General features: G+C 38.9%; 6 protein-coding genes. 3 read left to right on the top strand and 3 right to left on the bottom strand.

Annotated features, from left to right (window positions below; translation table 11 throughout):
• Positions 1-279: 279 nt before the first annotated feature.
• Complete coding sequence (locus AC21OH_RS03175) at positions 280-5,283, bottom strand: translocation/assembly module TamB domain-containing protein (protein WP_491140036.1); 5,004 nt, start codon at positions 5,281-5,283, stop codon at positions 280-282.
• Between the two features lie 139 nt (positions 5,284-5,422).
• A complete protein-coding gene (locus AC21OH_RS03170; protein ID WP_487371295.1) occupies positions 5,423-9,157 on the bottom strand; it encodes an autotransporter assembly complex protein TamA in 3,735 nt (1,244 codons plus the stop codon).
• A 206-nt stretch (positions 9,158-9,363) separates the two neighbouring features.
• Here AC21OH_RS03170 and AC21OH_RS03165 point away from each other — a divergent pair, with 206 nt between their 5' ends.
• Positions 9,364-10,677 (top strand): MFS transporter, encoded by a 1,314-nt coding sequence (locus AC21OH_RS03165; RefSeq protein WP_487371296.1) that lies wholly within the window; start codon positions 9,364-9,366, stop codon positions 10,675-10,677.
• A gap of 203 nt (positions 10,678-10,880) precedes the next feature.
• On the opposite strand, the gene AC21OH_RS03160 is transcribed toward AC21OH_RS03165, so the two are convergent.
• On the bottom strand, positions 10,881-11,069 hold the full coding sequence (locus tag AC21OH_RS03160) for a hypothetical protein (RefSeq protein WP_486535321.1): 189 nt from the start codon (positions 11,067-11,069) through the stop codon (positions 10,881-10,883).
• Positions 11,070-11,346: 277 nt separating this feature from the next.
• Between AC21OH_RS03160 and AC21OH_RS03155 the strand changes: the two genes are divergently transcribed.
• Together AC21OH_RS03155 and alaS are read left to right on the top strand one after the other, a co-directional pair.
• The gene (locus AC21OH_RS03155) at positions 11,347-13,467 is read left to right on the top strand and encodes a DUF389 domain-containing protein (protein ID WP_487371297.1); all 2,121 of its coding nucleotides are present in this window, start codon (positions 11,347-11,349) and stop codon (positions 13,465-13,467) included.
• A 504-nt stretch (positions 13,468-13,971) separates the two neighbouring features.
• The gene (gene alaS / locus AC21OH_RS03150) at positions 13,972-16,656 is read left to right on the top strand and encodes an alanine--tRNA ligase (RefSeq protein ID WP_487371299.1); all 2,685 of its coding nucleotides are present in this window, start codon (positions 13,972-13,974) and stop codon (positions 16,654-16,656) included.
• The last annotated feature ends 98 nt before the right edge of the window (positions 16,657-16,754 follow it).

The following is a 16,754-nucleotide window of genomic DNA, read 5'->3' as shown; positions in this document are numbered from 1 at the left end:
GTTTTAAAAGGGTGACAATAAACTGTCACCCTTTTATTGTTTGTCTGTTCAGTTATATAAAAGTTATGATTTTTTTTATCAATATACATTTTATATCTCGAAGCTATTAAAAGCACTATAGCTATTAAAAGCACTATATAGTCAAAGTAGTCTAAAATGGTTACAAGGCAACCCATTTCAAGTACTACTGGAGTAGGCTTAACGAGGTTAACACTGTAAACGTTTAGTAGTTCGCTGATTACAGAACACACCTTTGACATTTAGAACTATAACTTAGAGCTAAAATTTGAAACTATATACCATATCAACCGCGTCTTCAGCCGCAGAAGAAGCTTCTACATATATACGTCTGGTTAACTGATAACGTAACGATAAGCTACTTTGCGCATTAAACACGCCAACCCCATATCGTATATATAGATCTGGGGTAATATAGCCTGTCACATTGACATTGGTATCGCTATCGGTGCCAGAAGCATCAATCGTTAGTCTTTCAAGACCAAACGCATTTCCAATTGTGTTTGTTAAGCCTCTGGTACCACTCAAACCCATACTTAAGCCTGCAGCAGCGATGTTGTTAGTGACTTCAGATTTAAACCCTTCTTCACTAATTTGCGTAGCATTAGAGTCATTAATCCGGCCTGTTACCAATGCATTCATGGCTTGTTGATTGGTCAACCCCGCATTGTTAAATACAACAATATTCGGATTGGACACGTTGTCTTTAACGCGTACACCAACGGTGCGGCCTTCAATTTCTTTGACAGCTTCAATACTTAGACGAGGATCTAATAAATCACCGTTAAATCTAACTTGACCATAGTTAAGCTCAAGACTTTGACCAAAAGCATCAATATTGGTACGACGACTGACTTGAACAACCCCAACGCCTTTCATAACACCTCGACCTTGTTGAGTGATATGAACCGCTCCCGCTAATGGTAATACAGAACCGAATCCACGGAAGTTGACGTTAGGTCCCAAATCAATGCCGATATCAGCATTAATAGACCAAGGTTCTGAAATGGCCAGTACTTCATCAATATTACCTATCAAGCGTCTATCAAGTACAACCACATCTTCAGATTTTGTGATTACCTCATTGTTGGCTTCTGGTGGTCTAATGGTAGCTCTTGGCACTGAAATAGCACCAACAATGTTGACGAATTGCTGATTCGGTTTCACAATTATATTCACATCAGGACTAACTTCGGCGAACAATAACGGCGGCTGGGTTATGACCAAACGATCTCCAGTTACTCTTAGCTTGGCTTGCAGCTCTTGTTGCCAATTCACGGTGCCACTGACGTTACCTTGTCCCTCACCACTCAAAAAGGTGCCATTGACTGTTGCGCTTTGTCCACGAATTTTACCTTTAGCATTAATATTGGTTAAATTAACAGGCAAATCTAACATAGCTACAGTTGCATTTTTTAGGTTTACATCACCATAAAACACCGGACTAGATACTGTACCGCCCAGTCCCCCTGCCATCGTTATGTTGCCACTAAGTTTACGCATACCGGGGAAGAATGGTTTGAGAATCGCTAAATTAAATTGGTTCAGCACCAGCGCACCTGAAATTGGTTTCGATTCTTTAAAAGGATCAATAACAATATCTGCGTAACCTCGCGCTCCTTGACCATTATCAATGTCCGTACGAAGCTTTAATCCCTCTGCAAAGGATTTAACAATTAAAGAGATCCGCTTGTAGGGTAGCGTTACAGCACTGGCTTGATCATCCTGTGTCATACCGATTTTGCCATTATCAGAATAGAAAGTAGCATCGATAGATGGATCCACTCCTTTTTGCCAGCTAACGACAGCTTTACCATCGACTTTGGCTTGCCATGAGAGATCCTTAGGCAAAAAAGGTGCAAATAATGTGGTATTTAAATCTTGAACAGCAAGGTTTAGCATCCCTTTATCTGCTGATGCGATAAGCTTGTCACGTAGACACAGCTTTCCTTTTTGATCTGTCGTCTGCCAACAATGTGCGGCCAATTGTATTTTGGGCGCGTTACCACCATAACTCGCCACCAGCTGGGCTGGCTGGTTCTGTTTTAAACTAACATATCTGGTTGTTATTTCACCATTACCAATAATACCTCGCCAGCTTGAGCTATTGCGATCCAGTCCGCCCTTTGCGATAGCTTTGATCGCAACATCTGTATCAGCGCGTTCGGTTTCAGCATTTAATGACAGCACATGCTGCTTTTCAGTGCCTTTAAAAACAGCTTTTAAAGATTGAAAGGTATTACCAGTAGTTCTTAATCCTGTGGCCAATAGCACCAACGTACTCGGTTGTTTGGCCAGATTAACAACCTTACCTTTTAGCACTCCTTTATTGAGTTTGATTCCTGATAACACCAAATTCTCAGCCGTTAAATCAACATAAATAGTCGGCAGAGCCTGATTTTGAGGCTGAACCAATGTAAGGCCGCCTAATATATTGCCGGATAGGTCTTTAGATATGTCTCTTAAATTACGTATTTTAACTTTAGCTTGAAGACGTTCTGCATCTCCGTTTGCAACAACTTGATTGTTACCCCATTGCACCAATAGATTGTCTGCTTTTAAGGTTTCAATAAGAGTTCTTACTTGTTTGACTTGATTGTTGGTGTCCGCATTTTTCAACATTTGCAGATAAGACTCTAAATCTTTTGGCAAATGTAATAATGCGGTTAATTTACCTTGAGCAATCACAGGTTCACCTTTTAATGAGCCTTGTAACGACATCTGGTTTATATTGATACGTTGTAACGAATCTTGCCATGTGCCAGTTGTGTTGATGCGTCCTGTAATTGTACTTGGTGTGTCTTTTAGGAAATACCCTACATTAAACTTATTCATGCTGGCATTAATATCCCATGAGATTCCTTTGTTAACATTGACAGTACCTGTAGCAATCACATTACCTGCTTCACCCGAATGACTAAAACGACGTAGCTTAATAGCATGCGCATCGCCTTCGGCATCTATGATAAGTTTACCAGCAGGTAACTGCGGGGTGTCTATTAACCCATCAAATTTAAGCGAGAACACTCTTAAATCACCAAGTTTGGTATTATTATCACGCCATTTACCGGTAGTATTTAAATCACCCGTGATAATGCCTTGAGTTTGGGGCGCAAACAATCCAATATTAAAATTTTTGGCTTTGGCTTTAATTTGCCATCCGACGCCTTGGGTGAGATTAATAGAACCATTTGCATTTATTTGTCCTGCACCACCTGCATAATTTAATGTATCTATAGCAATGTTATTGGGGGTACCTTTAGCTTCAACTTTTAAACTACCTTTAGGAATGCCTTGGGTATCTAACATTCCATTGGCTTTTACAGCAAAAGCTTGTAGCGACCCGTCGAATAAGCTTACAGACCCCCTTCCATCACCACTTATATTTATTCGGCGGTATTCATTTGTCTCGTTAACTTGCGCATTTAATGTCGTAGATAAGTTGGTAGAATCAATATTGAAGATATGGCGTTGCCCTTTAACAACTTTACCTTGAACTACTTTTGAAATATCCTGCATTTGACCTGAGGCACTGAGACGCCCTGACACTCTAGTCACTGGAATGTCTGAGGATAAAACTTGTGGTTTAAGCTCATTCGTTGATGCATTAATCGTCCATTTCAATGGTTGGTCATTATTCGCTAATACGATATTGCCTTGTCCATTTAAATCGCCCATTACGCCATCATAGTTGAGGTTACGCAGCTTAATAGTGTCGTTAACTTTGTTCATGCGTACACTGTAATCACCAGCGGGTGCAACATTTAGTTTATCAATACGTGCATCGGCATCGACCCACAATAGACCACCACGTAATTGGACGTTCGCCTTACCATACGGACTGTCGATAACGTCAAGTTGTGGCACATCAGCACGATAAAGATTCTTCCAGTTTGCATCTATATACCATGCTGCATCGTAGCGTGGATTATTAGGTTTAGCGCCTTGTACGATTTTCGCTGATATGGTTTCACCATCACGCTGATCTAAATGCGCATTCATTTGCAATAAATTTTTGTCATTTTTCGTATTAAGAATAAATGCTAATTTACCATCTAAATATTTGGGAGCATAAGATTTTACAGAATCTGGTAGTAACGTGCGCACTTGGTAATCACTGCTATTCAATAGTGCTTTGATTGTAAAATCGTCTTCCCAGTTCAGGACACCTTGAGCGAGTAAATCACCATCTGACGTATTTGCAGTTAAGCGTTCGACCAGCATTTTATTAAAGTCAATTACCTTAGTTCGGGCTCTATATTGTCCACTCGGAATACCATCTCCAATAAGACGCGTATTAATTCTAAGCTCTATATCTGACAAAACCCCATAGGCAACCGCAACACCTTGGTATAAGTTTATATTGCGGCTTTCTACATACGGTAATCGAACCTCGTCCCAATATAGCTTCGCGTCAAAAGGTGCGTTACTGTCCATACCTTGAACAACAAATTCACCGCGTACATCGCTGTCATTATAACGACTTCGCACTTTGCCTACAGTACGCTTTAAGCTCCCCCCAGCGGTTATGTTAAAAGCATCTATATGTGCTTTTTCTAAATTTTTAACAGTAACCACTGCTGATAGGTCTAATGGATAGTCGCCAGTCAGGTTTATTGACCCATTCAGGTCTGCCACATTAACAAGATCGTTATACAGTATATGCGCATTACCAACTTCAACTTCACTACCTACCCAATTAAGATCTTCTGCCCAAATGTGGTTAACCTCTATCGGCTCCTTAACAACTTGGTTGTAAACAATTTGGTCTATTCGGGCTCTATCAAAACGCAAGTTTACCGGTAGCTCTAGAGTTTTATAATCAAAGGGATCACCCGTTGGGGGCTTATGATTGACTATTTCGATGCGTTTGATATCCGCATCTCGTAAATGCACTTCTTTGGTGAACATATCTCGCCAGCCAATCTTGACATAGGTATCAACAAAATGGACATCAATATCCTCAGATGCACTTAAGGCGATGTCTTTGACAATAAGTCCATCTCTCAGATTCCCTTCACCATACTCTAAAGATACCCCAGTCTCAGAAACTATTTTTTCTATTAAAAACTTAGTGCCTTTGGACGTACCCGCCATGACATAAAGAACAATACAAACTATCAAGAACAACACCAAAAGCAGTGACAATATCTTTATCAAAAATGATAAAGGATAGTGTCTTTTAAGACGTTCAGCATCGCGCTGAGCAGGATGCTGATTAGGGTCTTGATTGTTATTAGAATCTGGAGTTTGAGGCGTAGTCATAGATAAGTTAACTTCTAAGGGTCAATAACTATTTAGGAGTAATGTGTATATTGAACTATTTTTATATTTTTTATCGAACTATTTTTCATCGAACTATTTTTCAATAAGGGTTTATTAAAATAAGTCATAGACAAATCTTTTATTGTAGCGGTGAACCTACGAACAGATGCAAACGTACTGGAATACTGTCTTCTAAAACACCTGCTGCAAGATCGACTCGAACCATTCCAACGGGTGACGCCCAGCGTACCCCGAAACCCACTCCAAGTTTAGTCTCAGTCTCGAAACTGGTGTCGTATGCATTACCAAAATCAGCGAATACAGCGCCTCGCCAGCCTGGTTTAAATTCATAATTATATTCCGTACTTCCCAGAGCCAACACTTGACCTCCAACAAGGTAGCCATTTTCTAAAGTCGATAGACTGTTGTAATCGTAGCCACGGATACTGCGATCCCCACCTGCGAAAAACCGCAGCTTATAGGGTACTGCTTCAAATTCATCTGTCCAAATATAACCCGTATCTAATCGACCAAGTAATTGATGTTTATCACTTTCACCAAAGCTATATAGACCGCTCACCCCTGCTCTTACAATGGCCATATCTGTATCTGTTAAGACACTTTTGGTACCGGCTTCAATGCCATAATATTGATGCCATCCTTGAGTGGGGTTAGTTTTGCTATTCGCTGAGGTTTTATCCATTTGGTAGCCGAGCAATAGCGCTTCTTGTTCAAAGCTTGCCCCTTTACGATTAAAGGGTACAGGTAAGTTTTGACGATCCGCCCCTTCTACACCACTCTCCAAATCATCTAATCGATACCTTAACGAATAAGATCTATTCCAGCCATTTTCTTTTCTTATTCTTCGTGCAATACCCGCTTGGACAGTATTAGTCGATAGGTCAAGATTACCCTCACCTTGATTAATCTCTTCTTGCTCATAACTGACATTCGCCGTTAATATATCATTAAGTGGATGTTTCCAAGGTCGTCTTACATTGACATTTATAGATCGGTTTATACGTGAAGCGCCTACACTCACACCTGCTTGATAACCGTCTCTATTGATAAGATTGTGGTCTAAACGAGCAATAGCCCTAACGCCCGTATCAGTGCCATATCCGATACCTAAATCTACATCTTTGGGTTTATCAGACATCACAAATACATATAAGGGAACAGATTTTGTTTCAGCGACATCTTCAGGTGTGATACGGTTTGATAAAAACGTATTGCTTAAATCATCAGGTAAGGCATCTGAATCTGCCAATACATCTTTATCATCAGGTACTATTTTTTCAACCAAATTACTGATGGCATTTGATATTTTACCCAAAAAGTTCTTAGCCTCTTCTTTTTCGGCTTCATCTAGTACTCTATCATCAGGCAAACGAGACAAACGCTCTGCCTTTTCAGTGATACTCGCAAGCTTTGTAGAGGTTTCTTCATCAACTGTATATTCAATAGGTTCAAAGCTCTCTCTATAACTGGCTTGATCTAATGTTGAATCGTTTTGATCAGAATCTGACTGCGTATTTTGATCTGAATTGTTTTGAGCTAAAGTGTTGTCTTGAGCTGAAGAATCAGCCCCATTGTCAGCCGTGTTATTATTCGCAGTCGAATCATTCACATTTTCGTTATTGTCATTAGTTTCTTCATCTTCATCAAAGTCCAATGAGCTAGGATTGTCCGTGGACGGTCGTATAACTTCTACGTTCACGGCATTAAAATACCTAGTAGCAGACAAATCATTCGTGAAGTCTGTTATAAGCGGATTATAGAAATAATCTCCCGCTTTAAACTGATGCAACTGATGTAATAATTCAGGTTTAACAGGTAATTTATCAGGATCGGTAGTCAGCTTGCCTGTATCTTGATCAATCGTAAAATAAACCACCTCGTCGAATTTGTAACGTTGCCCTGTTTCATAGATCAAATCAACATCTGCTGTATCATCGGGCAAAATAATGTCTACTGATTTATTCAACCAGTATCCATCAAAGTAACCATAGTTGTTTCTAACGCCCTCTACTAAACTTTTTGTATTTTTATATATACCATGGTTAAAGACATCGCCCTCTTGAGGAGACGCTGTATTTTCAATAACTTGAAACTCTTTAAGATCACTACCTTCCCCGCGTATATCTACAATTCGGCTAGCGACTGACACCGGCTCACCTATATCTTCGATAATGATATCTACTTTATCGCTATCTGTTCGATTAAACCGTAGACGTACATCGTAATACCCTACTGCTTCGGCCGCATCAATAGCTTCTTCACGTAATTTAGGCGTCGCTGCTGTGAAGTCATTGATGGCTTCAACAGTGATATTCTCTATTGCCGCCTTTATATTACTTATTGGCTGAACATCAGAATCTGCGCGTACAAGCTCAGGCTGCAGCGACTCATTGATAGATTGCTGCACATAAACTTTGGCTTTAATTTTAGGCAGTGCGTTGTAGCCATCTTTAAACCATCGATTGTATAGACGCTTAAAAAATCCTGGTTCAGAATCTTCGACTTCTTCCTCATAGCCGCTATCTACTATAATTTGATTATCATCAAGCCCACCATTTGCATCGCTATCGTATTCGGGTAAATATTCGTCGGGATTAAGGCCATTACCTTTCACATCGCCTAATTCTTTATCCACTTCATCAATAATATTGTCTATAGCATCACTATTTGCATGGATAGTGTGCTGATTTATAGATTCCTCTAATGACTCCTTATTAATAGAGCCCTCACTAAGTGAATATGAATCAGATGACGCTACAGTATTATTCTGCGACACATTGTAGCCTTGGAAGTCTTGATAATCTGGGTTGTCTTGGCCATCATGGTTGTTTTGAACATCTTGAGTAGGAATGTCATTTTGTGTCTTGACAGCCTCTTGTTGTACCAGTGGTGTTCTGATATCTAAACCCAATATTTCTCGGTTATTTGGCACGAAGTCTGCCATCTCATCCGGTCTATTGTCTAAACCTATGGGCGGCTGGTTATCATCCAGCAGGGCTGTTGGTGCATCAAAACTATCTTCAACCCCTAGGGTCACCTGATTAAGAATATTCTCTAACTCTTGAGGAGAATCTAACTGCTGATCGCTTGCAAAATCCTCTACTTCTTGTATCGCATCAATAAAATCTCTTGGAGAGTTATTGTCATCTATACTGGTTTCAATATTATCGTCTTTTGTTTGATTTAAATTGTCTTCACTTTCTAACTTACTATTTATCAACGCTTCGTACTGCTCACTATCAGTTGCATTTTGATCAAATAAACTTTCATTATTAAGCGTTTCGCGCTGATAATCTTTCAAAACCTCAGGGCTAATAATGCCACTTTCTACCGCTCGTTTTAGTCGTAATGCAACCAGTGCTTCTTCGAGCTGCTCATCATCATACTGACTGCTGTCATCTAGGTTTAGGTTAGCTTGATTATAGTTATCGAAGCCGCCGCTTTTACTTCGACTGGTATCGAGTTGTGTGAATTTATTATCAGATTTTGAATCAGCAGATTCTGCCGCCTCTCTTTGTTGCTGAAGTAAGTCATCAAGGTTTTGTAAATCATCTTCGCTTAAATTATCAATATAATTTTGTGAAACCTGATTGTTGTTATCGGCGTAAGCAGGCTGCATAGCCATATTTGATAGGACACAACTGAGTAGACCATAAGCTAGAGTAGAGTATTTGAAAGGTAAGGTTGGAAAAATTGGCAATAAGGAAGATCGTACCAAATAGCGGGGGGATTTAGCAGCTATTATTTCGCCTTTATGGTGTTTATTGACCATGTCTTTTTTATGATTTATTTTAGTATCAACTTTATTAACATTATTGTGTTTAACAAATGGGGTATCGTATTTTGTACGCATTCTAAATCTCTAAAGTGAAATCTTAATTTTTAAAAATATTAAATTAAAACCAATTAACAATAAACCCTTATAAGATAGCTGAATTTCAAAAATTAAAAACAATCTTAATGTAGTTATGATAAATTGTGGCTATGATACCTCAGCTGCATAAATTATTCAGTCAGAGAATTTAGAATACAAATTTGAAATCATATTAGGAAGCCGTTATGGCCTCACAGTTTAGTTTATTTAAGCACCGACGCTTTACACCCATGTTTTTAACGCAGTTTTTGGGTGCTTTTAACGATAATTTTTTTAAACAAGCGTTGTTATTGGTTTTGACTTACAGTGCGGCAGACAAGATGGGCGCCTCTGTTAGTTTACTGAATAATCTTGCGGCGATGTTATTTATTTTACCCTTTTTTATATTTTCAGCGCTAGCAGGACAACTGGCAGATAAATATGAAAAATCGCGGTTAACCTGGTATATCAAAGTTTTAGAAATTATTATTATGGTGCTAGCCGCTATTGGACTTATATTTGAGCTGTATTGGCTATTGTTTGTTGCGTTATTTTTATTAGGTGCACAATCTACTTTTTTTGGACCCATTAAATACGCTTATTTGCCGCAAGCCATGCATAAAGACGAGTTGGTAGGTGCAAATGGCTTATTTCAAACGGGTACGTCGATGTCAATTTTGCTCGGTATGATAATCGCTGGCTTATTTACTCAAATGGACAACCATCTAGTTTGGGTGAGTGGCGCGGCTATTTTAATCGCATTTATGGGGTTAACTGCCAGTAAATATATTCCGAAAATGCCTGCTGTAGAGCCTGATATCAATATTGATTGGAACATCTGGCGTACCAGTATGGAGACTACTAAATATCTGTACTGTCTGCCTTTGTTATTCTTTATCATTCTAGGTAACAGCTGGTTTTGGTTTTATGGCGCAACATTTATAACCCAGACCCCTGAGTTTAGCAAAGTTATCCTGCATGGCAATCAGTCCGTTGTAATCTTCTTACTCACTTTGTTTTCTATAGGCGTCGCTTCAGGCTCGCTAATTTGTAAAACGTTAACCAAAAATCAAGTGAGCTTTAAGCTACTACCTTTTGGTATGGCAGGATTAAGTTTATTTGCTATAGATTTATACTTATCTTTATCCTCCGTTAATATCGACTCAAGTAGCTTGTTAGGCATTAAAGAGTTGGTAGGATCAAATGGGAGTCTGCGAGTATTTGCAGATTTATTTCTACTAGGGTTTAGCGGAGGTATTTATATTGTACCTTTATACGCAGCGATGCAGGCCTATTCTCCTGTTAGCCATAGAGCGAGAATTATAGGGTCAAATAATATATTCAATGCCATATTTATGGTGAGTTCAGCAATTTTTGCCATACTTATTTTGGATGTTATAAATCTATCTCTACCTCAGCTATTTTTAGTGACGGGTGTTATAAATATAGTCTATGGATTGTTTCTTTATTTAAAATTAAATAAGTTTAAAGATACTATGCAGATTCATGCAGATTCATAAAAACTCAATGCTAATATGACCCACGCTTAACGGTTTAAATAGGTAATTATTATGTTGAACAAAAATAGAAAAGCCAACTCATAATAAGTTGGCTGTCTAATTATTAAGGCAACCATTTGACTTTTATATAGGTCAAATAGTATATAAGTCAATTAGTGATATAAGTATATTAATTGACTCGTTTAATTAGACCTAATTAGTAATTACTTTATATGTTTAATTCTTTTCGTTAATACCAAGGCAACAGGTATTGCTAATAAAACCCCGGCTATAGCGACGCCAATAATATGAGGTATGTCATCATAACCCATCACCAGTGCAGCAATCATAAATACGCCAATAAGAACAGTTGCTGTCATACTCCAAATCATACTAAGTAGTTGCCAGTTCATTTCGAATTCCTCACCTTTGTAGAAATAACAAGTTTTAATGAATAATATATTATGTTGTATCGTATATCTTTATTATAATACAGTTATACACTATATCCATATTTTCTTTAAGGTTTTTAAAAGTTTTTGTCACTTATTTTGTCACTTATATAGTCGATATAAATATATTACGTTTACTACTATAAATGTTATAGTTAAGGCAATTCCATCAATATAATATAATTTCTTGAATTTTCTTTTATATTCTACTCATTCAAATCATATTTTAGGTCATTGAATGTCGAACTCCTCCTACATTCCAGCACCCTACTTTCAATTCGCACCCAATTCAATTCATTATGATTTATCTCATAATAGCTATAAGCCTGTTCCTAATAAAAAAATACATCGTCATTGCCCTTTTATTATTATTGATGCAGATTATATAAATGAACCTTTGATGAACATAGCGGTTGCAGAAGAACCGGTTGAAGATGAGGCTGACTATGAAAACGGTTACGAAGATGACGTCGACGTTGGCGAGCCTATTAAATTCACCGAACAGACACAATATGATGAAAGTAATGCCAATAACAATCTAGAAATAGATTCTGAACAATCTAGTGACTCTAATGCTAACGTTTCTGATTCAACAAACTCGTCTGAACCCGGTAGTGATTACGATAATAATCTCGATAGTAAGGATACTTCTATTGATACGCCCACTATTGATACAACTACAACTTATGAAGATCTGTCCAAAGAAGAGCAAGCGAGGTTAGATTATTTAGCTAAACAAGTAGCTGATCCTGTCCATGCCAAAGCTCACAAAAAGAAAAAAAAGAAGTCAGTTGCATCCGATAATACGTCTGATAGCAATAGAATAAAAACTGCCAATGGCAATAATACAGCCAAACAATCAGACAGTCTTTCAACAGATACTTCTCAACAAGACATAGCATCTGTGTCTGCGACTAAAAATGTTGACATAGCCTCTAAACATTCTTTAGTAAACAAAGAAACTTCAGATCAATGCGCTCAATCGGATCATACCAGTACGCAAGTTAAGAAAGTTAGTTCGACTGAATCTAATGCGCTTTTTGAACAAATAGAATCTGATGAAGAAATCGATGACTCTAGTAATGGTGAATCTGATGATGATGCCCCTATAAAAAACAACCAAGTCAAGAATGAGAAAGATAACTACGAGAGCAATAATGAAGAACCAGTTAAAGATGACGTTATAGAGAACGAGGATGCTAAGACGGATGACGATAAGGAAGATGACGATAAGGAACTAACTGAGGAAGAAAAGCAAAAAATAGAAAAAGAATCACAACTTGAATCTTACAAACAGTTCTTAGCTGAGCAGAAAAGTAAAGTTGATATCGACTACCCTGGCATACGCATTGATATTGAAGCAAACGCGTTACCAAACCGCATGTATTTTATAATGAATGCACTCTCTGCCATTATAGCGAGCTACGGTTTGGTGATTAATTCAGCTGCCGTTGTCATCGGTGCAATGCTAGTGGCAATGATGTTAGGCCCTATCAGTGGGGTTGCCTTAGCCATTATTGATTACCGCATGCCATTTTTGCGAAAATCCCTATTAACTGTAGCTTCAGGTGCTTTTATGGTCGTGCTTATCGGCTATATTGTTGGATTCATGCACCAAGACTCTCCGCTGACTAATGAAATACTGTCACGTACGCAGCCTACGTCTATGGACTTAATGATTGCACTTGCCGGTGGTACGGCAGGCGCGTATGCGATGATTTCGCCGCATTTGTCTGTGGCCGTAGTAGGTGTGGCAGTTGCTACCGCATTGGTTCCTCCGTTGGCCGCTAGCGGTATATTATTTGCCCACGGTGAGAATACTTTGGGATTGGGAGCATTAATACTGGCCATTACTAATATTATTGCCATTCAGCTTACTAATGCATTGGTCTTATGGTTCTCAGGTTTTCGCAGATTGGTCGATAATGATTATAAGAGCAGTCCAATCGTTGCATTTTTTCGTCGCAATACCGTACCTTTATTATTGTTAGTTGGCATCGGTGCATATTTAACAATTAACTTTAATACAGTTAGAAAAAGACAGATTTTTGAAAATGAAGTTAAAGAAAGTATTGAAAATTACTTTATTGATAAAGGTAATGCCTTGGCGGTCACTCAGTTTTTATCAAGAGAGGATCATCAAACTGTCAGAGCGGTCATGCGCGGTGAAACACGTCCTACGCCCTATGATGCCCATTTTTTAGAACAGAAGATAAATAGCCGTATTCTATCAGAATATCCTAAATACCAACCGGTAAAACTTCAATTTAGATATATGCCAGTCATCGTTATCGAATCATCCCCTTACAATATCGATGATATTGATAAAACAGATGCTGCTATTTTGACTAACGAGTAAGTTATTGCACTATTTTTTAAATTCTTTAAATTTATTAGCGCCTATTTATCATTGCTTGTTTATCAGTGCTTGTTTATCAGTGCTTGATTACTAGCGTCTATTTATCAGCGATTATTACTGATTTGACTATGTATCTTGATAGTGGTTGGTTTTCTAAATCAGAATGTGCCGTTATCCTGTTCTGTGCTTTGCAATACTCATGTTTTGGTGTGAAATATGATAAACTTTGCCCCTTATATTTTATACACCTATTTTTATACGTTCAAAAATTAAAACTCCAACTAATTTTTAGGTTGTTGATGATTAAAAAATTTACAGCAATGAAAGTGTCAAGAACGCCAATAACGCTAATCAAACCATAGCTAAATTTTGCTAACACCGACATCATTTGTGTATGTTCTAAATCATTGGAAACTTTTAATTAATCTTAATTACCTATAGCCTTCAAGCCATTGTAAAGGGGTACTCGTGACTCAATCCACTTCTAGTTCTCATACATCTAACATCTCCAATACTCAAAAATCACTTAGCACAGCAGAGCTGCGTCAAGCATTTATTGACTACTTTGTGAGTAAAGACCACACCCACGTACCCTCATCGAGCTTGGTTCCGTATAATGACCCAACGCTATTATTTACTAATGCAGGTATGAATCAGTTTAAAGATTGTTTCTTAGGCATCGATAAACGTGACTATACCCGTGCGGTCTCTTCTCAAAAATGTGTAAGAGCGGGTGGTAAACATAATGACTTAGATAATGTAGGCTATACAGCACGTCATCATACCTTCTTTGAAATGCTAGGTAATTTTTCTTTCGGTGATTATTTTAAATCATCTGCAATCGCGTATGCATGGGAGTTTTTAACTTCAAAAGAGTGGCTCGGCTTAGATGCTGACAAATTATATGTCACCATTTATGAAACGGACGATGAGGCATTCAACATATGGCATCAAGACATTGGACTGCCTACAGAGCGCATTATCCGTATTGGTGATAATAAAGGCGCCCCTTATGCCTCTGATAACTTTTGGGCTATGGGTGATACGGGCCCATGCGGTCCATGTTCAGAAGTCTTTTATGATCATGGTGAACACGTCGAAGGCGGCCTACCTGGTACGCCAGAAGAAGACGGTGATAGATTCATCGAAGTATGGAACTGTGTATTTATGCAATTTAACCGCCAGCCTGATGGCACGATGGAGCCGTTACCTGCTCCGAGTGTGGACACGGGCATGGGGCTTGAGCGTATCAGTGCCATATTGCAAGGGGTACACAGCAACTACGAGATCGATCTATTTGTCAATCTTATGAATAGCGCCGCACAGTTATTAGGCATACAAAATGAAGGACAAGCTTCTTTAAAAGTCATTGCAGATCATATACGAGCGGTAAGCTTCTTAATTGCGGACGGTGTCTTACCAAGTAACGAGGGGCGTGGGTATGTGCTGCGCCGTATCATCCGCCGCGGTGTTCGTCATGGTAATAAACTTGGTGCTGAGGACAGCTTTTTTTACAAAATGGTTGCGCCTCTTGTTAAAGAAATGGGGGATGCGTATCCGCAATTAGTCGAGCAACAAGAGTTTATTGAAGCGTCAATTGAAAAAGAAGAGGTTCAATTTGCCAAAACATTGGCTCAAGGTTTGCGTCTGTTAGACAGTGAACTTGAAACCCTTAATTCAGGCGACGTACTCTCTGGCGAAGCGGCTTTCAAGCTCTATGACACCTACGGATTCCCTGTTGACTTAACTGCGGATATAACGCGCGAGCGTGGTATTAGCATTGATGAAGCTGGGTTTGATGAACAAATGGAGCTACAACGTCAACGGGCCCGCGATGCCGGTAAGTTTGATGTCGATTATTCAGCGACCATTAAAGTAGATACCCCTACTCAATTTGTTGGTTATGAGCGTCTTGATGATAAACAAACCAATATTATTGGCCTGTATCAAGAAGGCAAAGCTGTAACGACCTTAAACGAAGGCGATGAAGCTATTTTAGTCTTAGACCGTACCCCATTTTACGCAGAAGGCGGCGGACAAGTTGGTGAAATGGGTGAAATTCGTACCAGTACCGGGCTATTTAATGTTGAAAACACCAAAAAATCTGGCCAAGCTATTATTCACTATGGTGTGGTAAATATGGGTAGTATTGAGCAAAATCAGTCTGCTGATGCTCAAGTTGTTTCTGCAATTCGTTCAGCCAGTGCACGTAACCATTCTGCAACGCATTTATTACATGCTGCACTTCGCAAGGTGCTGGGTGACAAAGTAACACAAAAAGGGTCACTGGTTAGTAGTGATATCCTCCGTTTTGATTTTTCGTACGACAATGCGGTCTCTTTAAAAGACTTGTCCACTATTGAGCGCTTGGTTAATGAGCAAATATTAGCCAATGTTGAAACCCAAATCGAACATATGGGTATTGATGAAGCTATGGCTAAAGGCGCCGCTGCATTATTTGGTGAGAAATATGGCGAAACTGTCAGGGTGTTAACGATGGGTACGCATGAGATAGAGGATGGCATTGAGAAGCCTTTTTCTATTGAATTATGCGGCGGTCTGCATGTTCAGCGAACAGGAGATATCGGTTTATTCAAAATAACATCTGAGTCTGGTATTGCCGCAGGTATACGTCGAATTGAAGCGCTAACAGGTATGGGTGCCTTACGTTATGTTCAGCAAGCGGATAGTCAATTAACCGCCTTAGCCAATCAGCTTAAAGCCAAACGTCCAGAGGTATCCGAACGTGTTAAATCTATGGCAGATAAACAGCGCGAACTTGAAAAAGAGATTGAACGATTAAATCAGAAAATTGCGAGTGCTCAAGCTGCGAATCTCGTTGATAACGTTCAGACTATCGCAGGAACTTCAGTGCTAATAGCTAAAGTTGCTGGTATTGATGGTAAAGCCATACGTGGTCTTATGGATGATATCAAGTCCAAACTACAAGATACTGTTATCGTATTAATTGGTGAAAAAACAGATCAACTGGCAATGGCAGCATCAGTAAGTAAAACATTGACCAATCAGATTAAAGCGGGTGATATCATACGTTACTTAGCAGGTGAGCTTGACGGTAAAGGCGGCGGTAAACCTGATTATGCTCAAGGCGGCGCACCGAACAGTAATAAATTAGAAAATGTTATTACAGATTTACCAAACTGGATAGCATCTCAGCTTAACGCGTAAGTAAAATAATAGCTGATTTGGATTGGTTATATTTTAAATAGTTGGTTTTAAAATAACTATTTTTAATCAATTTTACTCATTCAATCTTTGTGACTATG

Source organism: Psychrobacter sp. CX10 (genome assembly GCF_057621575.2).
This window is presented reverse-complemented; position numbering and strand designations above follow the sequence as displayed.